Source organism: Acaryochloris marina MBIC11017 (genome assembly GCF_000018105.1).
In the GTDB taxonomy this organism is placed as follows: domain Bacteria; phylum Cyanobacteriota; class Cyanobacteriia; order Thermosynechococcales; family Thermosynechococcaceae; genus Acaryochloris; species Acaryochloris marina.
Window position 1 is genome coordinate 5,235,527 of the sequence record NC_009925.1, and the last position, 23,737, is coordinate 5,259,263.

Here is a 23,737-nt window from a genome sequence, read left to right on the forward strand (position 1 = left end):
GAAGACTTCTCATTCAACTCTCAGGGAACACTCAGCTAAGTCAGGTCTTCAATTTAAGCTTAATAAGGTTGACTAGCTGTATAACGTGCTGTAATCACTCCTTCTGAATGACGGTTCCCGCCACTAACTTTGATGACATTCTGGTCATTATCCCTGTTTTAAACGAGGAAGAAACGGTTGGAACCGTTATTCATTCCTTACAGGATCTTGGACTACAGCAAATTCGAGTCGTTGATAATGGTAGTTGCGATCGCACTGCCGAAACCGCCCTCAATGCAGGTGCAGACGTTCTCTCTGAACCTATTCCTGGCTATGGTCGCGCCTGTTGGCAGGGAATGCAGAATATCCCCGAACATATCCACTGGATTTTGTTTTGTGATGGCGATGGCAGCGATGATCTATCCGTATTGCCAAAGTTTTTTGCTCAACGCCAAGATTTCGACTTAATTTTAGGCAATCGCCGCGTCCGGCCAGAAAGTCGGGCCGCCATGACCCCTGTTCAGAACTGGGGAAATGGATTAGCCACAACCCTGATCCGCTGGGGCTGGGGACATCCCTTTCAAGACTTAGGTCCTCTTAGGCTGATTCGCCGCTCTCGCCTTGAACAGCTCAATATGCAAGATCGTGGCTTTGGCTGGACGGTGGAAATGCAGGCTAAGGCCGCCGAACATAAATTGCGGACCTGCGAGATTCCCCAAGGCTACCGCCCTCGCCAGGGGGGACGCTCCAAAATTAGCGGCACGATTAAGGGAAGTATCCAGGCTGGCAGCATTATTTTGAGCACCCTGGCGGTCCTCTACGGGCAGCATTTACAACTGCTCTACGCAAAATCTCCTCTGCGGAAATACTCTGTATGGCTAAGCGCCATTCTGCTGATGGCAGGCTGCGCCATGATCGTTCCTTATGGTGATTTTACCCAGCCAGGAATGGTACCGCCGTTTTGGCGAGGGGTAAGCGTGATGGGATTGGGGTTTGTTATGTCTTGGACATTGCCCCAAGTGTCAAAGGTGTGGTTTTGGATGGTTGCGATCGCAACCCGATGCATCCTCTTAGCCATGGCTCCTGGCAATGATATATGGCGCTATCTCTGGGAAGGACGATTGCAAAACTTGGGCATTAGTCCCTTTGAACTTGCCCCCACTGCTCCTGAACTCACGCCATTACGCACAGCATGGTGGTCAATGATCAATAATGCGGATGTCTCTGCCATTTACCCACCCATTACTCAGCTAGGCTTTCGAGGACTGGCTGCAATTGCCACCTCCATATTGCTCTTCAAGCTTGCGTTTGTAGCAGCAGACTTAGGGGTTTGTTGGTTGCTGCAGCGGCGCTTCGGCCGCCTAAGAGCCCTGATCTATGCCTGGAACCCACTGATCCTTTACTCCTTTGCAGGCGGAGCCCATTACGATAGCTGGTTTATTTTGCCCCTAGTCTGGGCTTGGCTCTGTTTGGACACTCAACCCCGTCGGGCTGCTATCACCCTTGCCGGATTAGGGTTGCTGGGGGTCAGTATTGCCACCAAATGGATTTCTCTACCTATCATTGGGTTTGTAGGTTGGATCTTTGTGAGAAAGCGAGAGTGGACGTGGGCGAGCATCTCCGTTCTGGTGCCAGTCATGCCTATGCTGATCAGTGCCTTACCATTCTGTTCTCTGACCAGTTGCCCCCTCATTCCCACCAGTTCCTCCTTTGTCACCAAAGGCCGTAGTGCCGAGTTTTTACCCATTGGCACATTGTTATCGGCCCCCGAATGGCACAATGCGGTTTTGTTGATACCCCTTGCGATCGCACTCCTCTTTCTCCTTTGGCGCTCCACCCAGGTCGGTGACTTTACCGAAAGCTATCTAGGAATCTTGCTTTTACTCTCGCCAGTGGTTCATGCCTGGTACTTTACTTGGCTGGTCCCTTTTGCAGTCGCGAGTAGAAACTGGGGAACCCGTCTGGTCAGTCTCTCAGCCTTTGTTTATTTTGCCCTTCCCCACCGCGAAAGCTTGGGGGCAGGTAATTGGTTATTGACCTCTAGTGAGCGCATTTGGCTATGGACTCCCTTTGTTTTGGGATGGCTGTGGACTTGGTATTTTCGACGTTCCCAATCACTTTTTAAGACCAGCCCAGGGACATCTCAGTAAATTCTCAGTTCCATCGGGCTACATAGAAGCATATAGTTTTTTCTGAGATGCCTGGAGATAAATAGATATGAAGAAGATCAAACCCTTTTCTATTTTGTTGCCAGGCGTGCTTCTACTGGGCAGCTGTGCCAATCTGCCATTTATCGGTGCCGAAGATATTCCGGTCCAAGCAGCCATAGACGCCAACAAGCCTTTTAGCAACGATGAATATGCCAAGCTGCTAGCGCAATACGTCACGGATGATGGCTGGGTCAATTATGAGGCACTCCAAGAAAATCGAGGCGAGCTGGATCGCTACTACGCTCAGTTGGCTGCCGTTACCCCAGATACTTACAAAGGCTGGGACGAGAATCAGCAATTGGCATACCTGATGAATGCCTATAACGCCTTGACCTTACTCGCCATCATTGAGCAGGAACCTCTCAAAGCCAGTATTCGAGATATTCCAGGGGTCTGGAGTTCCAAGAAATTTCAGCTGGCAGGTGAATCCAAAACCCTAAACAATATCGAGCATGATATTATCCGCCCCACCTTCAATGAGCCTCGCATTCATGCAGCCCTAGTCTGTGCCGCCAAGAGCTGTCCTCCCCTGCGTAATGAACCTTTCACAGCCGAAAATGTGGATGCTCAATTAGAAGATCAGACCAAAAGATGGCTCGCCCGTCCTGATAGTGGTTTTCGGATTGATCGACAAGAGAACAAAGTCTATCTGTCTAAAATCTTTGACTGGTATGGCGATGACTGGAAACCTGATTTTGCCGTTAAGGATCAGTTCGGTGGCGATGATAAGCAAAAAGCAGTCCTCAACTTTATTAGTAACTATGTCTCTGCCGAAGACAAAGCCTATTTAAAAGCTGGCAAATATCAAGTCAGTTATCTAGGCTATGATTGGTCCCTCAATAAGCAATAAACTCCATGGAATACCCTGACCCTACCGTGGTTCATCCTATGGCGGGGTTTCCGCAAATTTGCTTTATCAAAAATACGGTCACCAATCCCAACATCGTGATTGGTGACTACACCTATTATGATGACCCCATTGACTCCGAGAACTTTGAGCGCAACGTCCTCTATCACTTCCCTTTTGTTGGTGACAAGCTGATCATTGGCAGGTTCTGCGCTTTATCCCGAGGCATTCGGTTCATCATGAATGGGGCAAACCATAAAATGTCCGGCTTTTCTACCTATCCTTTTGAGATCTTTGGCAAGGATTGGCAGCGGATCAATGAGTATCCCTACAAGGGAGATACCGTCATTGGTCATGATGTTTGGATTGGTTATGAGGCCGTGATCATGCCCGGAATCAAGATTGGCGATGGGGCCATCATCGCTGCTCAGTCTATGGTCACCAAAGAAGTTCCACCTTACACCATTGTGGGCGGTAATCCTGCCACTGTAATTCGCCAGCGTTTTCCCGATACAGTCATTCAAACATTGCTAGAGATTGCCTGGTGGAATTGGGATATTGAAACCATCACAGCCAACCTGGAGAAAATTGTGGGTGCCGATATTGCTGCATTGCGAACATGTCGATAATTCTCTACCTTTTGGGCATTGCTAGAAGGAATGCCTTTAGCAGGGCATAAACGAATTAATGTCGATCGGGATTATCAGTATGGGGATTAATTTCGTTCCCATGCTTAATACCGAGCTGAACTAGAATTCCCGAAACAGATAGCTTTGCCCCATCCAAGAGAATTGAGAGAAATCAACCATGCTTGATCGTCTTGTTCAGCCCCTGGTGCGGACGCAAGTCCAGCTATTAGCCCAAACTCACTCTGCTAGCCATAAACTCATTAGTATGATTTCTCAGTGGTTAGGGTATCTGGGCATTCAAGCTAGCGTGACTCATCTCAAAACGAGTAACGGGAAAGTTCAGATATCGCTCGTGGTGGATAAACCGGAACAATGCAGCGAAGACGAATGGCAAAAGATCCTGACCAATATCAATCAAAGTCGTGGTGCTCAGGTTGAGGCAGAACTCACTTATGCCAAGATGTCTAAAAGTCAACAAGGCAAGGTCCATCGCCTATTAGCCTATGTTATTCGGGCAGGCAGCCCTGATCCGACCTTTATTGGCCACGCGCTAAAGCCCCGTTTAGTCTCCATGGGTTTGGAGGAAGGGATGGTCCTCCAGATACAATCTGCCCTAAAAGTTCCTGTGGTCATTGAACCTTTATTAGAAGACTTAGAGCCTGATATTGCCGCTTTTGTCTTATCCAAAGCCATTACGATTGCCTTAATCGATCAAAAAATTAGCCAAGACGAAGATAGTATTCTCAAGGCTATCTATCGAGTGCTCGAGCATAAAGCAAAAGTGTAATGCCCTGGGTCTGTGCTTTAACTGAGATGTTGCACCAAGGGTCTCACCTATGAGAAAAGGGCGTGCAGTTATAGCAGTCGCCATATTGAGAAGGACTTAAACTAGAGAAGTTATTCATTCCTTCTGTTTTGTGATGCCCAAAATTTATAGTTACGACCTACGTTGCAAAGTGATAGATGCGATTGAGCTAGATGGGATGCGCCCTTCAGAAGCGAGTGAACTGTTCCATATCAGTCGTAACACGATTAACCAATGGCAACACCTCAAGGCGGAAACAGGTGATTTGCATCCCAGGCCAGTCCATCATCCTGGCCATAGCCATAAAATCACAGACTGGAACAAGTTTCGAGCATTTGCCCACAAGCATCGGCATAAAACCCAAGCTCAGATGGCCCAACTATGGGATGGAGAGATTAGTGATCGAACCATCTCAAGAGCTCTCCAGAAAATTGGATTTACTCGAAAAAAAAACGTATGGGTACCGAGAACGAGATGAGCACAAACGGGCAGAGTTCATCAAACGTCTAAGTACCGTAGATCCAGACGATATCGTCTATGCAGATGAGTCGGGCATGGAGCATCGAGACGAGTATGACTACGCTTACGGTCCCAAAGGTGAGCGGGCTTATGCCTTGAAATCTGGCCGTAGAAGTGGTCGAGTCAATATGATTGCGGCGTTGAGAGCCAAGCAATTAATGGCGCCGTTCACGATCGAAGGGGCTTGCAATCGAACCGTATTTGAAATTTGGCTAGAGCGTTGCTTGATACCTATGCTCAAACCTGGGCAGAAGCTGGTGATTGATAATGCTACCTTTCACAAGGGAGGACAAATACAGGAATTAGTGGAAGCAGCAGGCTGTGAGGTTTGGTATTTACCGCCTTATTCTCCTGACTTGAACAAGATTGAGCGGTCTTGGTCTTGGATTAAAAGTCGCATCCGCCACCAATTAGACCATTTTGGGTCTCTCAGAGAAGCAATGGAACATGTCCTGCATCTAGCGTCCTGAATAGTATGGCGACTGCTATATCCCTCTTTTATCACTTTAGACAGAGAGAAAATCAGGATGCTTGAGCAATTTCCTCACCAGTGGACAGCAAAATGCCTCCATCTTTGATGTGAGTTGCTCAAACCCCTTTTTCAAAGCACGGCTGGGAAAGACTTCTAACCAGCGCTTTAGAAGATTCCAACTGATTAACGGTTGAATGATCAAGCGCACATTATTGAGCAGATTCTTCCACCCGTTTTGGTTATCCCACCAAGGATGCTGCGCAAAGTGTTGATGTGCCACTGGACAAGAGTCATTGAAGACATCAGCGAACAAACTCACCATCAAGAAAGCGCTCATCACTATCTCCCACCACTTTTCAATTTGTTCGTAGTGCGTCATGCGAAAATCAGCCCAACCCAAGGTATCTTTAGACTGTTTGAGACCATACTCAATCCAAGTTCTGAAGCCATAGCAATCCCCAATTTCATCCAGCTTGATCTCGGGTGCCGCTGCCATGACATAAGAGGTTGAGTTCTCTGGTAGCGTTTGGGGGTCCGTGGTTAATAGCCAATAGCGCTTCTGGTGGTGTCGCTGGCCATAAATGATCTCTTGCCTGTAACGAGTTTCAGTGGTGCCATTGCTGAAGGTTCGTTCAAATGACTGCCACGGTTCGGCAAAGACTGCTTGTTCTGCGGGTAACCACACCGCATGATTGCTACGAATCGCTAGGATATAGGGCAGCTTTAACTCCTCTAAGACATTCACAAAGTTTGTTTGAGCTTCCCCATACAAGCTGTCAGCCAGGACGAGCTCAAAGCAAAAGCCCATCCCTTGCAACTGTCGGATCATTCCAGCAGCAATTTGGGGTTTGCTGAGATACTCATCCTCCTCTTTAAGACGTTCTCGGGGTTTGTACACTTCAAAGGACAAAGGCAAAATCATCCCTTGAAACAGCCCGTAGGCAGTGACTGCGACGATGCCATTCTCTTTCTTGCCCACATTGCCGATATACTGCCGTTTCACATAGTCGGTACTCTTGCCTTTTTTGCAATCGCCCGTCTCATCGATCAATAGAATTAACCTGCGCCCATCCAGTATTTTCAAGATGATGTCCAATCTCTTGTCAGACAAATGTGACGCTACCCAAGGTGATTCACTCAGAAAATGATGCAGGCTTTGATGGTTCTCCAAGCCCACTGCTCTTGCAATGGCGGGCAATGATTTACGTTTGATATCACTAATCATCCCCAGATGGAGATGCTTGAAGGCTTCATAACTGCGGACTTGGGGAAATAACTCTGCAAATAGTTGGCAGTACTCATCAACAAAGCCAATGGTTGGTTCTGGACTTCTTGAAGCTGACATCACTCATTAGAAAAATAGAAACTGAGAATAGTCTATTTTTTATCTGTCTAAAGTGATAAAAGAGGGATATATAGAAACAAGCATGCCAAAACACATCCTTGCCCATGCCCAAGGGCTAGTCTACACTTTGCTCCATCTGATGCCGAGTCCCTATCAGCAAGAGACCTTACAAGCCTTATTGGAGTTGTTTTTAGAAGCAACTGGTCAATCTTTATCTGCTCATAGCAAAGTTAAATCTGCCAGTGCCATCAGTCGATTTCTCAATCAGTATCAATGGCCCACTCGTCAAGTGATTCGTGCGGTACGTCAAGCAGCCATTGAGCAACTATTGAAGGTCAGGATGCCAGGACGTCAGCCCTACTTACAAGTGATTCTAGACCTAACCACCCTAGAGAAAACAGGCAAGTTCAAAACCATGCCAGGTTTGATTCGGGTGTATCACGGCAAACGAGGTCTGCATCTGGTCGTGATGTATCTAGTTGTGGGGAAATGGCGCTTGCCTTGGAACTTTAGGGTCTATCGAGGGAAAGACACGCCTTCTCCTGCTCAATTAGGACTACAGTTGCTTCGGCGATTACCACAACCGTTGGCTCAAGGGTTTCAAGTGTTGGTGTTAGCTGATACAGGCTTTGGCAGCATTGACTTTCTAGAAGGAACCAAACAACTGGGATATCCCACCATTGTGGGGGTTCGTAAAGACCGAAAACAACAAGCAGGGGGACCCATTTCTCAACTGTCTCAGCGAGGGCAGCAGACGCACTTAGTCGGTTTGAGGTTTCCGGTTTGGGTGTCTTGGTTTTGGCTTAAGCGAGAGAATAGCCAGCGGGAACTTCGGTATGTGCTTTCCACGAAGCCTTGGAAGGGTAGCACGATTACTAGATGGGGGAAACGACGATGGCAAATTGAGGGATGGTTCAAGACGGCCAAACATCGGTTTAGCTTAGATCGATTTGCCCAAGGGACATTGACAGGAGTGTATCGCTGGTTGGTATTGTCAATGATTGCCTATTTGTTAGCTCATTGGGCCTATCTCACCACTGCTATGTCAGGGTTACCGGTCTGGGGACAAGCTGCTCGGCTAGCGATGGAGTTATGGTTCCCCCATCTACTGGTGATGACGTTGATTGCGGATGTCGAACAACTTAGACCTCGCATGCAGCAACTGGGACTGGACCTCCATTTATCTTGGTGCAAGATATGAGTTAAGCCTTGCATCTAACATTCACCCCCTAGCCGCCTGACTTTTTCGACGTTGCAACCATCCGGTGATGATAGCCAACGAGAAAATCCCCAAAACTGCCCCTACGGCTAACAATTGACCATTGCCCTCAGCAAATAAGCCCGCACCTATGGCGACAACAGGAGTGTTGTGAATGGTTATACCAATCAGCAGTGCAGGGATAAACTGTACCCACCTGGTTGTCGTTAACCCAACGCCATAGCTGACAAAATCAAATACCCCTGTCATTAAAAACCCCATTAGGAGAAAGAAGTTAGTCTCCAAATGCCGTTGGCTGACTTTGTCAACTTTATCCATAAACTTGGTTCCAACAAGCTTTTCCACCAAATTTCGGCCAAATTTTTTCGCTAGGAAAAACGCCAGGCTACAAGCAATGACATCTGCCAAAACAACCGTAATTAATGCTGTCCAGAAGTTAGCTAAAACACTCCCTGCCAACAGAGACCAGGCCGTACTAGGTAAAGCTGGAATCACCACGCTGATAAAGCGGAGGGCAAAAATGCCGATCGGTGCCCAGACGCCCATATGGGCGACATTGGCCCGAATTCTCTCCATCCCATATTGTTGGATGAGCCAGATTAAGCCCACCACAACCCCGATAATCAAAAGGAATTTAAGCAGTCTGCGCAGAGTTCTAGTCATGGCAATGAAGATTGAGATTGCCAATAGTTTAAAATAGTTTGCTTAATTATTGCTTAATATTTCATCCTAAAGAAGCTCTACCGTTAGCCCACTACTCTTCACCAAGGAACAATGAGGGTAACGTGATGCAGGTTCACTCTATGGACGAGTGGGCCAGGCACTCACAGCATCGCCGCCCCGAAAACATTTTCCTCTTCTCAGCGGGGAATAACTGAATCCATTAAATCCCTCGGGTTACAATCATCAGCTGGTCTTGATTGCTGATAAGCCAACCTCGCACCTGGTCCGTTGAAAAGGTTTCAGTTCTAGCTTTACCTTTATCATCGATGAGTCTCTTGAGGGTCGCCTGGGAGGCTTGGATATCTTTTTGACGACTGCCTTGCAAAATCCGGTTGAAGCGGGCTGCGATCAATTCATCATCCACATTGCTGCGGTCAAAGGTTTCAGCTGTTTGCAGAACCTTATTTGACTTACATCCATACATCACTTCCATCGTCATACCGGGCGCAATTTCGTACTGCTCAAACCAAGGGTCATACCAAGATTTGGGATCAGCAACTAAATCCGCATCCGTGGGTTGCCGATGGATGGGCCAGTTGGATCGGTAAGTCTGGATGGGGGAGTGGCCAAATTTCGTTTGTACTTTATCCTGTTGAGTCTTGGTGTCCACTTCTGATAAGTAGGAGACGCCAAGCCCTGCCAAACTTCGCTTTGCTTTACCAGGAGGCTTCTCCAAATTAATTACATCCAACTGTTGATCGATGGGTTGCCCCAGCTCTAGGTGGACGAGATTCGCAACTTTTTCGCGGGCATCCTGGGCATGTTTCGAGGTGGTGGGCACATTCAATAGGGTACGGATGGCCCCCAGCTCATGCCCCTGCCCGGAGAAGGTATTGGCCGCTTGTACCAAAGGCGTGCCCGTATCTCTGGTCTGATCGGGGTTGGCCGTTACAGCTTGAGGGCCTAACCCTTGGAAACCGAGGGCGATCGCAAATCCAATACCGCCTGCCACTAGAGAGGTCATCACTACAGAGGGGGAAAGCGCCAGGGTCTGACGCGTAGGTGCAGTCGCGGGCTCAGCAAGCTCAGGCTCAACCTGATCTAATATTGTGGGTCGTTCATGAATCGTTCGCTCAGAAATCAGCGTGGCAGCGGCACTCGCATTCTGGAGGGTCAACGCATCGAGCATCTCAGCCGCAGTACTAAACCGATCATGGGGGCTAAATTCCGTCGCTTTGTCCAAAATTTTTGCTAAATGATCACTGACATGGGGCGCATATTGTCGCCATTTAAACTGCCCCGTATCATAGTCGGACTCCATCTCCACCGGTAGCTTTGCCGTCAGAGCATAGATGGCCGTCATCCCCAAGCTATACAAATCGCTGGCATAGACCGTTCGTTGGGCCGCCTGCTCAGGGGCCATAAACCCTTCAGTTCCGATGATCACGGAATCTACAACACTTCCCGAAAAGCTGATCCGGGTTTTGAGATGCCGCTTCATGGAGCCAAAGTCGATTAGCACAGGGCGACTATCCACCTGCCGCAGAATCAAGTTATCTGGCTTAATATCCCGATGAATGACTTTAAAATTTTGCAGATATTCCAGAACCGGAAGCACTCGGAGCAGCATCTGTTGAACTTCTTCTGCCGAGAGCTGTCCCAACGCTCGAACTTTTTCGCCTAAGGTGGGTCCATCAACCCATTCCTGGATCAGGAATAAGCGATTCTCTTGCTCAAAATAGCCATACAGCTGAGGAATTTGATCATGCTTCAGTTGTTCAAGAACCGCCGCTTCCTCCTTGAATTTCTTGAGCGCAATCTCATAGCAGCTCTGGTTAGGCACCTCCGGCTGTAATTGCTTCACCACACAGTGACGCCGCGACAGCATATGGGTATCTTCTGCCAAGTACGTTGCGCCAAAACCACCTTTGGCGAGTTGTTTTAAGATTCGGAAGCGATTGTTCAATAGCATGGGAGAGCTCCAGAGTAGGCCATTCTTTGAGGGGTTGTTCGTGGCCGATACCCAAAGGCTGAATAAAAATCTCAGCCTTTGGTGGTCAAACCGTCCAGAATTTTGGGTTCATTTGCCTGTCCTTTGAGGTAGCGGGGTGTGTCTATAAGATATACAGCCACTGACTTTGTCACTCAGTGATAATCGTCAAATGGGGGTGTGATTGTTGTCACTGAGAAATCAAGTTGCATCACCCCATGGCCTAGAAAGCTCAAGGCATATAAGGCTTTCTGATGACCTATCGTTAGTGCAGAGATGGATATGCATGCCGTCTCATGGAGATGGAAGATCTGGCAAAGATTGATCAAAAGCTACTTCGAGGCGTACAGGTATTGCGCCCCGATCCTAAACAAAGCTCCATACCAAATCCCCCTCACTTCGCCCAAATTCAGTCATATTTTAATAAATGGATATTGATCAGACTGGAGTTAGAATGGCGCGCAAAATTGGATTTGGTTTGATATGGCTAGGGTTTAGTTTCTATGCCTTTGTTTTAGCGCCTCCAGATCAGGGAAATTCCCTGGAGTTAATTCAACAACTCGCTACGATGAACTGGGAAGGCATCAATCCCTTTGTGATTGCCCTGTTTAACCTGATGGGCATCTGGCCCATGATCTATGGAAGCGTCCTGTTGGCTGATGGTTGTGAGCAAAAAATATCAGCATGGCCATTCGCCAGCCTATCCTTTGCTTTTGGAGCCTTTGCTCTGCTGCCCTACCTGGCTCTCCGCCAATCACCTCAACCTGAGCTAGCAGGAGAAAGCAGCCGCAACTTAAAGTTTTGGGACAGCCGAGGATTAGGGTTGGGATTATTAGTGGGTGGGGTCGTGCTTATTGCCTTCGGCCTTTCCCAAGGAGACTGGGCCAATTTTGTCCAGCTCTGGCAAACAAGTCGATTTATTCACGTTATGAGCTTAGATTTTTGTATGCTCAGCCTTGTCTTTCCGGCCATATTAATCGCAGATGCCAATCGACGGGGTTTATCGATTCAGTCTCCCTTATTTTGGGGAGCTGTGTTAGTCCCATTCCTGGGGCCATTAGTCTATCTATGTCTCCGACCATCTCTTTATGCCAATGCTTTACAGACTACGGAAGGTTAAATCTTGAGACCTGAATAAACCAGCATCGGGGATAGACCAATCTTTCTATCCCTAGGATTGCTGTTCAGCAGGGGCAGATAGCTGAAAAACTGTGATTTCAGGACGACTCCCAAACCGAACACGAGGGCTAACCATACCTATCCCACGGTTGGTGTATTGGATTAAATCTTCAATTTGATATTGACCAATGGGATATCGTTTGCCATGGGGGGGCAACACGGGAGCCCCCACAAATGGAATGGCGACCTGACCGCCATGGGCATGCCCAGACAGTTCTAAATCAAACCGATGGGTGGTGACGGCGGTATCCGCAAAATCAGGTTCATGGGCCAATAAGATCGCGGCTCCTGTTTTGGGCAACTGGGCCATCACCTGATCCAAATCGGCGGCCCCTGCCCACACATCATCAACCCCTGCAATATGCAGTTGAGCCTGGTTTCGATGCACCGTATAGACCTGATTACGGAGAGGTTCCACGTTACTATTCTGCAAAATTTGCTGGACTGCCTCTGGATCAGACCAATAGTCATGATTTCCCAAAACAGCGACGGTCGGAGCTTCAAAGGTTTTAAATGCCGCTTCAATGCGAGATGCATATCGCCGAGGAGACGCGGTAACAATATCTCCTGTAATAACGACCAGATCGGGCTGCTGTCGATTAGTTTGGTCAATGACCTTTTCCAGAAAGGGCTGTGGCATTTGATCGACCACATGCACATCACTGAGCTGCACAATCCGATAACCATCAAACTCTGGCTGCAAATGGGGCAAGACTAGGGGGACCGTCTTTACCTCTAACCAATAGGGTTCAATCTTATAGGCATACACCGGTAATCCTAGAGCCAGGAAAAATAGGATCAATAAGGTCCAAATCCCAAAACTTCGCCTTCTGAAAAGTCGTCTTTTAGGCATCTGCCCCAAATCCTGTCCCATCAATTCCTTGCCATCCTTCCCTTCAGAGTAGCCAGATACTCTCTTTAGATGCGACTTTGCGATCGCATCCCAAAACCAGCACCAATTCCTGTGATAACAAATAGGCATCCCCATTGACCACATCTCTGGGATGACGGAGCAAAGTTAAGCAGAGCGGTGATGGCTGAGCTTCTCTCGGATATCTCCTGGGGCAAACACACCATGCTCCGTAATAATGCCGGTAATCAATTCAGCGGGAGTCACATCAAAGGCAGGGTTATAGAACTCAACCCCTTTTGGACAAATATCCGTTGTCCCAATTTGATAAATTTCCGATGGATGTCGCTCTTCAATCGGAATCCCCCCGCCATCCGCTAGATCAAAATCAATCGTAGAGAGGGGCGCTGCGACGTAAAAAGGCAAATTGTGGGCTTTAGCACAAAGGGCAACGCTATAAGTACCAATTTTGTTGGCCGCATCACCATTCGCGGCAATGCGATCAGCGCCAACCACCACCACATCGATCAGGTTCTGCTGCATACAATGGGCCGCCATGCCATCAGAGATCAGCGTCACAGGAATCTCTTCTTGTACGCATTCCCAAGTGGTTAACTTGGCCCCCTGCAAACGAGGCCGAGTCTCATCTGCATAGACCCTGGCCAATCGACCTGCGGTCCAAGCGGAGCGAACCACCCCCAATGCAGTACCATAGCCTGCCGTCGCTAAGGCTCCAGCATTACAATGGGTCAGAAGACAAAGCTTTTCCGGATCTTTAGGTAAAACACTGAGGCCATGATCGCCAATCGCCTTGCAAGTGCGGACATCATCCGCCCCAATCTCTTGAGCCGTCGTTAACAGCTGGTCTTGAATCTGGGAAATGGGGCCTAAGGTTTGGCGAGCCACTTTCAGCATCCGATCTACTGCCCAAAACAAGTTCACTGCCGTCGGTCGGGTGGCTTTGAGGGTATCACCGACACCAGCCAGTTCACTCAAGAATCCATCCCGATTGTCAGTGGTAACTTCGCAACTTCCTAAGTACATGCCATAGGCAGCAGCCACTCCGATAGCTGGAGCACCCCGAACAATCATGGTTTTGATCGCCGTCGCCATATCTTCTGAGCGGCGGATCTCTACAACGCTAAATTGTTGCGGCAAGCGAGTCTGATCAATCAGTTCAACGTGGTCGCCACGCCAAACAACAGGGTAAACGGGATTGGCAACCGATGCAGTCATCAGAGTTCAATTTTTGGGAATCAGTGGACAAGTATTAGGAAACGTAGCTAGGTGCTGGTTTCTGCTTCAGCAACCCTAACACTCTTTCTGCCACTTGAGCAGGGGTAAGTCCCAGCTCCGCTTTGGATTGATCCGGTGTGGCATGCTCTACCAATTGATCCGGAACGCCAATGCGGGTCACAGGGGCCATCACTTGATGGTCCATCAGGGCTTCTAAGACAGCCGAGCCGAAGCCACCGGGTAAACAGCCTTCCTCAAGGGTGACCACTTGGCCAATCTTCTGAGCCAAAGGAATAATTAACTCTGTATCCAAGGGCTTGGCAAATCGAGCATTCACCACGGTGGCCCGTACACCATGCTCCGTCAGCATATCTGCCACTTGAGACGCCAAGTTCACCATCGTGCCATAGGCCAGCAGCAAGACATCGTCGCCATGGCGCAGGGTTTCCGCTTTACCAATGGGTAACGGTTCCCACCCTTCTTCCATTAGGCCTACCCCCAGGCCACTGCCTCGGGGATAGCGCATGGCAATCGGGCCATCGGTATAGTTGATGCCCGTCACTAACATTTGCTGCAGTTCGGCTTCATCCTTAGGCGCCATCATCACCATATTTGGGAGGCAGCGTAGGTAGGCGATATCGTACATACCTTGGTGGGTGGGTCCATCGGCACCGACGATACCGGCCCGATCTAAGCAGAAAAAGACGGGCAGGTTTTGGATGCAGACATCATGAATAATTTGGTCGTAGCCTCGCTGCAAAAAGGTGGAATAGATAGCGACAACAGGTCGCATCCCTTCACAGGCCATCCCAGCAGCTAGGGTAACGGCATGCTGTTCAGCAATACCGACATCAATATATTGTTTTGGTAGTTTGGCTTGTAATTTGTCTAACCCTGTTCCCGTAGCCATGGCTGCGGTGATGCCCACGACCCGAATGTCGTTTTCCGCCATTTTGATTAGGGTTTCGGCAAACACTTTGGAATAGCTGGGTGGCTTGGGTTTGTTGGATGGCTTCGCTTTACCCGTTTCTAGGTTGAACGGACTTTGGGCATGGTAGCTGACTTGGTCTTGCTCTGCGATCGCATATCCCTTACCCTTCGTGGTGGCCACATGCACCAGCACAGGGCCTTCATGCAAATGGGCTTCCTTAAAGGTTGCCAGCAACTCCTCCAGGCTATGGCCATCTACAGGCCCTATATAGGTAAAGCCCAGCTCTTCAAATACCGCACCAACCTTAGACACCGCCAGGCGCTTCATGCCGCCTTTGAGGCGCTTCAAATCGGGAGCGACCTGCTCTCCAAAAGGGAGCTGCTTGAGCTGTTCTTCAAAGTTATCGGACAAGAACTGAATCGGAGGACTGAGGCGCATCTTATTCAGATAACGAGACATGGCGCCCACATTCGGAGAAATGGACATGTCGTTATCATTTAAAATCACGAGCATCCGAGTATGAGGGAGGTGACCCGCATGGTTAATGGCTTCCAGAGCCATCCCACCCGTCATCGCTCCGTCGCCAATGACTGCGACTGTTTTAAAGTTTTCTCCCTTGGCATCTCGAGCCAAGGCCATCCCTAGGACGGATGAAATACTGGTAGACGCATGTCCTGCACCAAAGTGATCAAACTTGCTTTCCCGACGATTTAAATATCCGGCAACCCCATCTTTTTGGCGTAGGGTATGGAACCGCTCGTATCGTCCCGTAATCAGTTTGTGGGGATAGGCTTGGTGTCCGACATCCCACACCACTTTATCTTGATCTAAATCTAAGGTTTGATAGAGCGCTAGGGTCAGTTCAACAACCCCTAACCCCGGTCCTAAATGGCCACCGCTCGTCGCCACAGTGTCTAAATGCTTCTCACGGATCTGATTGGCAATTTGCTTCAGTTCCGAAATAGATAACCCGTGCAACTGGTTAGGGTGGACAATTTCACTCAGATGCATACCGGAGTCGTCTCCCGTCAATTTGCTTGTTTCGCTATCCTCTACTGTAGTCGATTTCAGGCCGTCGCGTTGATTACATTTTGAGAATTGATCCCCATCCGCTCAATTTACTCGCCAAGGATTAAAGCCTATCTATGGCAATTTTATGTGAGTGTCGGTTAATTATTCGATCCCCAATAACCGATGATATCGAGTCCACCACCGGTTCAACGGGAAATAAACTACCGGAGCCCATAAGCTACTCAGAATCCCAGAACTTAGGGCCGTCTGCCGCAGATGCAGCCACACATCCTCTAGACGATGTGTTCCCCCTAAGCCAAACTGAATCGCAGCCACAGCCTCCACCATCAGGGCCATCCCAAATACGATTAGGGCGATGGAGATAAAGTCTTCCTGGATAAAGCGTTTTTTGTTGATGCGTCCCGTCAGCAACCCCACCAGGGCTAAACCCACCGTATGGGTCGGCTGAGCCGCTGTCAGGCCATCTTGAATCAGCCCCAGACAAATACCCGCCACAATGCCCTGGAGCGAGGAGCGCTTAATACTCCAGGTCACCACCCACACCAGCAGCCAATTCGGCCCCACCCCTGATAGCACCATGACCGGCAACCTGAACAGCAACATCAAGGCACAGATCATCACGGATCCAACCACGATGGCAGCATTCCAAAGATTAAGGGGAAGCGGGGACTGTTTTCTGAAGGAGAGAGGTTTGATCATTCAGGTATACGCTAACCCATTCCAACTTGCTAATCGGGACTGCCAATTCAACAATGGCCTGAGGATTGTAATTTTGCTCTAATTTCAAAGTCTTAATTTTACCGACTGGCAGCCCTGGAGGGAATAGGCGACTGAGGGAAGAGGTGACCACCGCATCCCCCACCTTCACGTCCGGATCCTTATCAAAAAAGGTGATTAGGGCTTCGGTGCCCGACTGGCCTTGAAAGATGCCCATGTGGCGGCTACGGGTAACAATCACCCCAATGCGGCTTGTTGGATCGGTAACTAATAAGACTCGACTGGTATTTTGAGAAACAGCGGTCACTCGCCCTACTAATCCCCCCGGCGCGAATACCACGGAACCCACTTTAATGCCGTGATTCTCGCCTTTGCTCAGGGTTAACTGTTGCCACCAATTATCCCCACTGCGCCCCAGTATTGAAACTGCGATCGCTTGCTTGCTTTTCACACTTTTGTGATCAACCAGCTCCTGGAGGGTCTGATTGCGGGATTCCAGATCAGCCAGTTGCTGACGGAGCTGTTTTGTTTGGGCATCCACCAGCTCTTTTTGCCTAACGGCATCCGGCTGCACCGGTCGATGAGCAAACCGAAAGATTTCCAGCAAGCCCACCCCTTGAGAACGGCTAAATACCCACGCTCCTCCTAGGCATAAAATAGCTAGGATTAACCCTAAACGATACCGTTCCCACCAGCGAAACAGAAAAAGCATTGACGATCAAACTAAAGAACGGATCCCCCGACCGGCCTGAGAACTGAATCAGCCCCCCAACCCAGCACTCAATAACTGGCTTGATTGTATAGAGGCATTAGAGATGAATCAAATCACCTTAACTCATCTGTTATGGGTCTAAATGGGGCAGTGAGGACGTTTCTCCGTTCGAGAGTATCATCCTGAAGGTCTTTAAATCAGCCCAATGACTTAAAGAACAGTCGTTGGGTTAGAAAATACACGAGAAAACTGCTGAAAGTTCTCCAAAACCAGCCCCGTGCCCATCACAACACAACAGAGCGGATCAGACGCAATGTGAACCACAATCCCCGTCTCATGGCTGATCAGCTTATCTAACCCCTTTAGCAAGGCACCTCCCCCCGCCAACATAATGCCGCGATCCACAATATCTGCGGCTAATTCAGGGGGCATCCGCTCTAGGGTCCGCTTCACAGCTTCCACAATCGAAGAGAGGGGCTCCGTCATACTCTCCCGAATCTCAGGTCCCTTGACTAAAACTGTTCGAGGGAGTCCAGATAAGAGGTGAAGTCCTCTAACCTCCATATTGGCATCATCATTATCGTTGGTGGGATAGGCTGAGCCGATGCGGATTTTGATATCTTCAGCAGTCCGTTCACCAATCACCAGGTTATGGACTTTCTTCATGTACTGAGCAATCGACTCGGTCAGTTCATCTCCCGCAACCCGAACCGATTCACTGATCACACTGCCTTGCAAACTCATCACCGCAACTTCAGTGGTGCCCCCCCCGATATCGATGATCATATTTCCAGTCGGTTCATCCACGGGGAGTCCTGCCCCAATGGCGGCAGCCACCGGCTCATCAAGGAGGTGAACTTCTCGAGCACCGGCTTGACTAGCAGCCTCCATAACAGCTCGTCTCTCAACGCCCGTTACCCCACTAGGGATACCCACAACCACACGAGGAGAGACTAGGCTTTTACCCCCGTGAACCCGGCGGATAAAATGCTGGAGCATCAGTTCAGCTTTCTCAAAGTCGGCAATCACACCATCTCGCAGGGGACGAATTGCCGTGACATTACCAGGGGTACGGCCTAACATCATTTTGGCATCAGCCCCTACGGCTAGGGTTTGCTTTGTGACTTGATCGACTGCAACCACTGACGGTTCTTGCAGCACAATCCCCTTACCTGATACATATGCCAGGGTGTTTGCTGTACCAAGGTCAATGCCAATATCCCGAGAGAAGCGACTGAAAAGGCCCACTATTTCCTACCTTTGAAGAATTTATAACTAGGTTATTTTATCTGCACTCAAATTGTGAACGTGCTGGATTCTATTACGTTTTTATCAAATCGTCTAGTTTTGTTGGATATTTATTAGATTTCTCCTTCAGATCACGGATTACCCTCGGAGCTGCCCCAGCTTCAAATTCAAAATGGATAATCCAAAGATCAGCAGGAATAACACGAGCCCCATCGCACAGGCATAGCTATAGCCATTGCCCACTTCAGAAAAAGCCTGTTCATATAAATTAGCCACAATCGTAATCGTACTCCCCAGAACCCCGCCGCCAGGGGTCATGACATAGACTTCTTCAAACACCTTGGCAGCTGAGATGGCTGAAATGACGGACACTAGCATGAGATAAGGCTTCATCAAGGGAATGGTGATATCCCAATGCTTTTGCCAGCCATCTGCCCCATCAATTGCGGCGGCCTCATAGAGATCGGGGGGAATTGCTTGTAACCCCGCTAAATAAATCACCATGTAATATCCCAACCCTTTCCAAACCGTAACCGCCATTACGCAGTAAAGAGCGATATCTGGATTTTGCAGCCAAACGATGGGTTCACCGGTCCAGCCCAACTGACCGAGAATCGTTTCCATTAGTGGGTTCTGGGTAATCAAACTAATGCCTTGATTTAATAAACCACGCTCATCGTATAGCCACTTCCAGGCAATACCCGCCACCACCATAGAAATCACAACCGGGGTGTAATAAGCGGCGCGGAACCAATGAATGCCTTTCAGCTTCTGGTTAACAAGGATCGCTAATCCCAAGGGAAGGATGACCAAGATGGGAACGACACCAATCAGGTAAATCAACGAATTCTTCAAGCTTTGCCAAAAGACATCGTCCGTCCAAAGCCGCTCAAAGTTACCCAGACCAATCCATTCTGGGGTTTGGCCCAGGGTCTCAAACTGCGTAAAACTCAAATAAAACGCTTGTAGCGCTGGCCAAAACACACTCAAGCTGAGAACACAGAGGGCAGGGGCTAAAAAGAGATACGGGGCCGCAGTGGACCAAGACAATTTGCGGAGGGACATGGGGTCTCTTACTGGCAGAGGACTGAATTGAAGAGAAGAGCAAAAACCCTGAGAACGGAACGATATTGAGTCTATATCGATCTACTCGGAAACAGCGTTATATAGCTGAAAAATTTCATGAAAGGTTTGCTTGAGCTTCGCTTGAAATCCTGCAGGAGGAGGGGTGTTACCGAGGAAGGTCCAATCGCCAATGGTTGAGAACCGCCATCGTTGGCTGCCAAACGGACCAAAACAGGAGGCTTCAATGCCAATCAAGCGGTTGTCATGCATTCGCAGTTGAACCAGGGTATGTCCTGCAGGCAAATTAAATCCCATATCGATGGAATAGGGATCCACCCATTCCAAGGTATCGGGGTCATTGGTCCAAGGCTTCAGATTGGCTTTGACATCAGGGAACTGCCGCTTAAATAAGTTAACAATGGCAGCTATTTTAGTGGCCGATTCAGGGTTTGTGACTTGCTCAGCCGCATTCATCTGGACCGCTCCTTGAAATGATCTGAATCCTACTGGGCAGGGTTAAGCCGATTGAGATTGGCTTAACGTCTTTACAATACTTTAACGGGACTCTCAATATTAGCAAGGGTTCAGCCGAACAAAGGAGCTGATCTCAGGGCTTTAAATGACCCTGGCATCCTCACTCCGAGACTCAGGGACGGTTTTTCTGAAGTGGCAGCAACAACCTTGAATTGAACCCACCAGACTGCTGTGCTACCTGCCTTTATGGAAAAATGCTATTGTGTCGCTGTCCCCCGTTGATGCAAGGGTCATGAACCGGCTCTGCCCCTATTGTTTTTATCAAAATGAGCCTGGACAGCAGAGTACCTGTGCTCAATGTCAGCGAGACTTAACTGACATCCCTTGCTGTCAAAATTGTGGCGCGACCCAACTTGAATTTGCGCGATATTGCTATCATTGCGGCCTGAGGCTTTTGCCTGCAAGTCTCATTGCCAAGAATAGTTTTACCTATCTTAAGAACCCCTATCCGGGGCTAAAAGCAGTGAATCTAGGCCCTGAAAGCGAGTTCGTTGAACAATTGGATCCTCATGCAACCCAGTTTCAGCAAGAGTCTCTTCGCCTCCTGCATGTTCAATCCGGAACCCTATTGGCCTTGCCAGCTCAGATCAATCCTATTTTGATTGGGAAGGCTGGGGCAGGGCGTTATCCTCATATTGACGTACTTGATTTTCCAAATTCTGAGGTGGTCTCGCGGCAACAGGCATGTTTACATATGGTGCGGGACCAATGTGCGATCGCAGATTTAGACAGCACTAACGGCACCTATGTTAATGAGGTGCCGTTGCCCACCGGTCACCAACACCCCCTACAGTTTGGCGATCGGATCAACTTTGGCCCCTCTGATAAATTCACTTTGCTGTTTATTCGGGAGTTACCCATCAACTTGAAACATCTTCAAACGGTTTCAGGTGGAGATGGAGAATTTGAGCATGAAATTTTAGAAACCTATGGGCAACGGGCTCAGCAAAGCCTAGAGCAAATGAAAGCGGCCTACGCAGAACAGGATCAAGAACGGTTGGTCTCCACAGCTGAAGACTTAACCCTTGCTAGCCATAACGTTGGCGCTCAAGTGGTTCATTTACTCGCTTCTCAATTTCAAACGGCCCCTCAAGGCAATGCTGCCCATTTTCATCGTCAACTCTTGAAGGTGATTGAAGAGGCACTCCAGAAAGTGAGATTCTTTACTAAGGTTTACTATTAGCCTGCCTTTTAAACACTCGATATTCGCCCCATCCATCCCTATGCTCAATGTTGATTCCCAACCCGCCCTCCTGGTTCTAGCTGATGGCAGTTCCTATCGCGGGTGGTCCTTTGGCGCACCTGGCACTGCAGTGGGAGAAGTCGTCTTTAATACTGGCATGACCGGCTATCAAGAAGTGCTCACAGATCCCAGCTATTGTGGACAGCTTGTCACCTTTACCTATCCTGAACTCGGCAACACGGGCGTCAATATTGAAGATGAAGAATCAGACCGTCCTCAAGTCAAAGGGGCTATTGCCCGCAATCTTTGTCACCAACCCAGCAATTGGCGGTCCAACCACACCCTATCCAGCTACCTGCAACAACACCACATCCCTGGAATTTACGGCATTGATACACGAGCCCTAACTCGCAAAATCCGTTCCGCTGGTGCTATGAATGGTGCCATATCCACCGAAATATTAGATTCGAACGCTTTGCTAGAAACAGTGTTGCAAGCCCCCTCCATGGAAGGGTTGAATTTGGCAGAGCGGGTCACTACCCATACCCCTTACGAATGGGTCGACCCAACCCCTGCAGCTTGGGAATTTAGCGAGTCCACTCCCCCTGCAGACTCAACTCAATCCCCTCTGACCGTCGTCGCCATCGACTTTGGGATCAAGCGAAATATCCTGCGACGCTTAGCAAGCTATGGATGTCGAATCATTGTAGTTCCAGCTCATACCTCTGCCGCTGATATTCTCAGCCATCAGCCAGACGGTATTTTCCTATCCAACGGCCCTGGGGATCCAGCCGCTGTCACGGTAGGTATTGAAACAGCCAAAACCCTGATGGCCGAACAAAAGCCCATGTTTGGCATCTGCTTGGGACACCAGTTATTGGGATTATCGCTGGGGGTCGATACATTCAAGCTCAAATTTGGCCATCGAGGGCTGAATCAACCGGCAGGACTACAGCAGCAGGTCGAAATCACCAGTCAGAACCATGGCTTTGCCTTGAGTGCTGAATCCATGACCCATGCCGAAGTAGAAGTCACCCATCTAAATCTCAACGATCAGACCATCGCTGGCCTAAAACACCAATCCTTACCGGTCTTCTCAGTGCAATATCACCCTGAAGCCAGCCCTGGCCCCCATGATGCGGATTATTTGTTTGAACGGTTTGTGCAGTCCATGCTTGAGCATCGTTCAGGAAGCTAAGCCCCATTACGTACCGTGACCAAAGACCATTTATCTCCCCCTAGCTTAGCTGTTGAGATCTCTGGGGCAGGCTTCCCCATTCTCTGCTTGCACGGCCATCCAGGCTCAGGTCAGTGCATGGGTATTTTTACCCATTTTTTATCGAAAAATTATAAAACTTTATCTCCTGATCTACGGGGGTATGGCCAGAGTCAAACCCATGCGGCCTTTACCATGGAAGATCATCTCCAAGATCTGGTCCTCCTACTCGACCAAAATCATATTCAAACATGTTTGATTCTAGGATGGTCTTTAGGCGGCATTCTGGCGATGGAGTTAGCGGTCCGTTATCCTGAACGCGTCAGCGGGCTCATTCTAGTGGCGACAGCAGCCTATCCTCGCAGTAATCACCCTCCCATTACCTGGCAAGACAATCTCTTTACAGGTCTGGCAGGGATCATCAACTGGCTACGGCCGGGCTGGCGTTGGAATATCAATCTGCTGGGAAAGCGCTCCTTATTTCGCTACTTAATGGTGCAGCAAACCCCGCAGGCTTACGAATACTTAGCTCGCTACGCAGTTCCAGCTTTTATTCGCACTTCTAAATATGCCCAAGCGGCGCTCAATCAAGCTTTACGGCAGGGGTATAACCAAGAGGAGCAACTCAAAAAAATTCAGTGTCCTTGCCTCGTGTTGGCAGGGGCTCAAGATCGCCACATTACGCCAGCCTCTAGTCAAACCACTGCTGAACTGATCCCGAGCAGTGAGTGGATTTGTTATGAACAAACCGCCCATCTGCTGCCCTGGGAAATCCCTGAACAGATAGAGCGAGATCTGCAGATATGGCTAAAGAAGAACCCTAGGGCTACTCTCAATTCAGTTGGGGATTGATTTTAACGGGGATAACGGGCTCAACATCGGGTTCATCACAAACCGTCAATTGGGTCGGTTTGCAGCGTTTGACATCTGTCACAATCGTTTGAGCCTGCTCAGCCTCTAAGTCCTCAATATAGCCAGGCAAAGCCTCTTCTGCGTCTTTTTGACTGATGAAAGGGCCAAAAAAATAGATGCAAACCGGCGAAGATGTCTTGATTTCAACCCACCAGGCTAATCCTAAGCGATTATAGAATTCGGCAAAGCGGCTCGACAAATCTGTAGTGTTATCTTTTGTCGTCATGGTGAAAACATTTACCTC

Annotated in this window: 21 protein-coding genes and 1 pseudogene; 10 read left to right on the plus strand and 12 right to left on the minus strand. The window is 48.9% G+C overall.

What is annotated here, in order from left to right:
• Positions 1 to 107 precede the first annotated feature (107 nt).
• The 5 genes from AM1_RS23415 to AM1_RS23440 all read left to right on the plus strand — a co-directional run bounded on the left by AM1_RS23415 (position 108) and on the right by AM1_RS23440 (position 5,459).
• A complete protein-coding gene (locus AM1_RS23415; protein ID WP_012165396.1) occupies positions 108 to 2,129 on the plus strand; it encodes a glycosyltransferase family 2 protein in 2,022 nt (673 codons plus the stop codon).
• A 67-nt stretch (positions 2,130 to 2,196) separates the two neighbouring features.
• A complete protein-coding gene (locus AM1_RS23420; protein WP_012165397.1) occupies positions 2,197 to 3,039 on the plus strand; it encodes a DUF547 domain-containing protein in 843 nt (280 codons plus the stop codon).
• Between the two features lie 5 nt (positions 3,040 to 3,044).
• Positions 3,045 to 3,665 (plus strand): Vat family streptogramin A O-acetyltransferase, encoded by a 621-nt coding sequence (locus AM1_RS23425; protein WP_012165398.1) that lies wholly within the window; start codon positions 3,045 to 3,047, stop codon positions 3,663 to 3,665.
• Between the two features lie 178 nt (positions 3,666 to 3,843).
• Positions 3,844 to 4,452 (plus strand): hypothetical protein, encoded by a 609-nt coding sequence (locus AM1_RS23430; RefSeq protein ID WP_012165399.1) that lies wholly within the window; start codon positions 3,844 to 3,846, stop codon positions 4,450 to 4,452.
• A 133-nt stretch (positions 4,453 to 4,585) separates the two neighbouring features.
• Positions 4,586 to 5,459 (plus strand): IS630 family transposase gene (locus AM1_RS23440; protein WP_148215806.1). Its coding sequence is split into 2 segments (ribosomal slippage): positions 4,586 to 4,915 and positions 4,917 to 5,459, totalling 873 coding nucleotides; the frame shifts between segments, so codons are not numbered across the junction.
• A 36-nt stretch (positions 5,460 to 5,495) separates the two neighbouring features.
• Here the strand turns inward: AM1_RS23440 and AM1_RS23445 are convergent.
• Complete coding sequence (locus AM1_RS23445) at positions 5,496 to 6,806, minus strand: IS701-like element ISAcma8 family transposase (RefSeq protein WP_012160919.1); 1,311 nt, start codon at positions 6,804 to 6,806, stop codon at positions 5,496 to 5,498.
• An 82-nt stretch (positions 6,807 to 6,888) separates the two neighbouring features.
• Here AM1_RS23445 and AM1_RS23450 point away from each other — a divergent pair.
• Positions 6,889 to 8,012, plus strand: a pseudogene (locus tag AM1_RS23450) (transposase).
• 16 nt (positions 8,013 to 8,028) lie between these two features.
• Here AM1_RS23450 and AM1_RS23455 read toward each other — a convergent pair.
• Both AM1_RS23455 and AM1_RS23460 read right to left on the minus strand, forming a co-directional pair.
• Positions 8,029 to 8,688, minus strand: coding sequence for a TVP38/TMEM64 family protein (locus AM1_RS23455; protein WP_012165402.1), 660 nt, complete (start codon positions 8,686 to 8,688; stop codon positions 8,029 to 8,031).
• A 220-nt stretch (positions 8,689 to 8,908) separates the two neighbouring features.
• On the minus strand, positions 8,909 to 10,660 hold the full coding sequence (locus AM1_RS23460) for a serine/threonine-protein kinase (protein WP_012165403.1): 1,752 nt from the start codon (positions 10,658 to 10,660) through the stop codon (positions 8,909 to 8,911).
• A 472-nt stretch (positions 10,661 to 11,132) separates the two neighbouring features.
• On the opposite strand from AM1_RS23460, the gene AM1_RS23470 reads away from it, so the two are divergent.
• On the plus strand, positions 11,133 to 11,798 hold the full coding sequence (locus AM1_RS23470; RefSeq protein ID WP_012165405.1) for a hypothetical protein: 666 nt from the start codon (positions 11,133 to 11,135) through the stop codon (positions 11,796 to 11,798).
• 51 nt (positions 11,799 to 11,849) lie between these two features.
• Here AM1_RS23470 and AM1_RS23475 read toward each other — a convergent pair whose 3' ends face one another.
• The 8 genes from AM1_RS23475 to AM1_RS23510 form a co-directional block, all read right to left on the minus strand.
• Positions 11,850 to 12,839 carry a metallophosphoesterase gene (locus AM1_RS23475; RefSeq protein WP_238549050.1) on the minus strand — a complete coding sequence of 330 codons (990 nt, stop codon included), beginning with the start codon at positions 12,837 to 12,839 and terminating at the stop codon, positions 11,850 to 11,852.
• A gap of 36 nt (positions 12,840 to 12,875) precedes the next feature.
• Positions 12,876 to 13,943, minus strand: coding sequence for an S-methyl-5-thioribose-1-phosphate isomerase (mtnA, locus tag AM1_RS23480; RefSeq protein WP_012165408.1), 1,068 nt, complete (start codon positions 13,941 to 13,943; stop codon positions 12,876 to 12,878).
• Positions 13,944 to 13,977: 34 nt separating this feature from the next.
• Positions 13,978 to 15,885, minus strand: a complete 1,908-nt coding sequence (gene dxs, locus AM1_RS23485) for a 1-deoxy-D-xylulose-5-phosphate synthase (RefSeq protein ID WP_012165409.1) — start codon at positions 15,883 to 15,885, stop codon at positions 13,978 to 13,980.
• 162 nt (positions 15,886 to 16,047) lie between these two features.
• Positions 16,048 to 16,605 (minus strand): rod shape-determining protein MreD, encoded by a 558-nt coding sequence (gene mreD, locus AM1_RS23490; RefSeq protein ID WP_012165410.1) that lies wholly within the window; start codon positions 16,603 to 16,605, stop codon positions 16,048 to 16,050.
• On the minus strand, positions 16,559 to 17,335 hold the full coding sequence (gene mreC / locus AM1_RS23495) for a rod shape-determining protein MreC (protein WP_012165411.1): 777 nt from the start codon (positions 17,333 to 17,335) through the stop codon (positions 16,559 to 16,561). Before mreC ends, mreD begins: the two co-directional genes overlap by 47 nt.
• Positions 17,336 to 17,545: 210 nt before the next feature.
• A complete protein-coding gene (locus tag AM1_RS23500) occupies positions 17,546 to 18,583 on the minus strand; it encodes a rod shape-determining protein (protein ID WP_012165412.1) in 1,038 nt (345 codons plus the stop codon).
• Positions 18,584 to 18,721: 138 nt separating this feature from the next.
• Positions 18,722 to 19,648, minus strand: coding sequence for a carbohydrate ABC transporter permease (locus AM1_RS23505; protein WP_012165413.1), 927 nt, complete (start codon positions 19,646 to 19,648; stop codon positions 18,722 to 18,724).
• A gap of 81 nt (positions 19,649 to 19,729) precedes the next feature.
• The gene (locus tag AM1_RS23510) at positions 19,730 to 20,122 is read right to left on the minus strand and encodes a hypothetical protein (RefSeq protein ID WP_012165414.1); all 393 of its coding nucleotides are present in this window, start codon (positions 20,120 to 20,122) and stop codon (positions 19,730 to 19,732) included.
• 292 nt (positions 20,123 to 20,414) lie between these two features.
• Between AM1_RS23510 and AM1_RS23515 the strand changes: the two genes are divergently transcribed.
• The 3 genes from AM1_RS23515 to AM1_RS23525 are packed head-to-tail and all read left to right on the plus strand — an operon-like array spanning position 20,415 to position 23,433.
• Positions 20,415 to 21,365 (plus strand): FHA domain-containing protein, encoded by a 951-nt coding sequence (locus AM1_RS23515; RefSeq protein ID WP_012165415.1) that lies wholly within the window; start codon positions 20,415 to 20,417, stop codon positions 21,363 to 21,365.
• A gap of 40 nt (positions 21,366 to 21,405) precedes the next feature.
• Entirely contained in the window at positions 21,406 to 22,563 is a 1,158-nt protein-coding gene (gene carA, locus AM1_RS23520) for a glutamine-hydrolyzing carbamoyl-phosphate synthase small subunit (RefSeq protein WP_012165416.1), read from the plus strand.
• A 15-nt stretch (positions 22,564 to 22,578) separates the two neighbouring features.
• Positions 22,579 to 23,433 carry an alpha/beta fold hydrolase gene (locus AM1_RS23525; protein ID WP_012165417.1) on the plus strand — a complete coding sequence of 285 codons (855 nt, stop codon included), beginning with the start codon at positions 22,579 to 22,581 and terminating at the stop codon, positions 23,431 to 23,433.
• Here AM1_RS23525 and AM1_RS23530 read toward each other — a convergent pair.
• Complete coding sequence (locus AM1_RS23530; protein WP_012165418.1) at positions 23,414 to 23,719, minus strand: DUF1816 domain-containing protein; 306 nt, start codon at positions 23,717 to 23,719, stop codon at positions 23,414 to 23,416. The two genes, AM1_RS23525 and AM1_RS23530, sit on opposite strands and share 20 nt — an antisense overlap.
• Between the last annotated feature and the right edge of the window lie 18 nt (positions 23,720 to 23,737).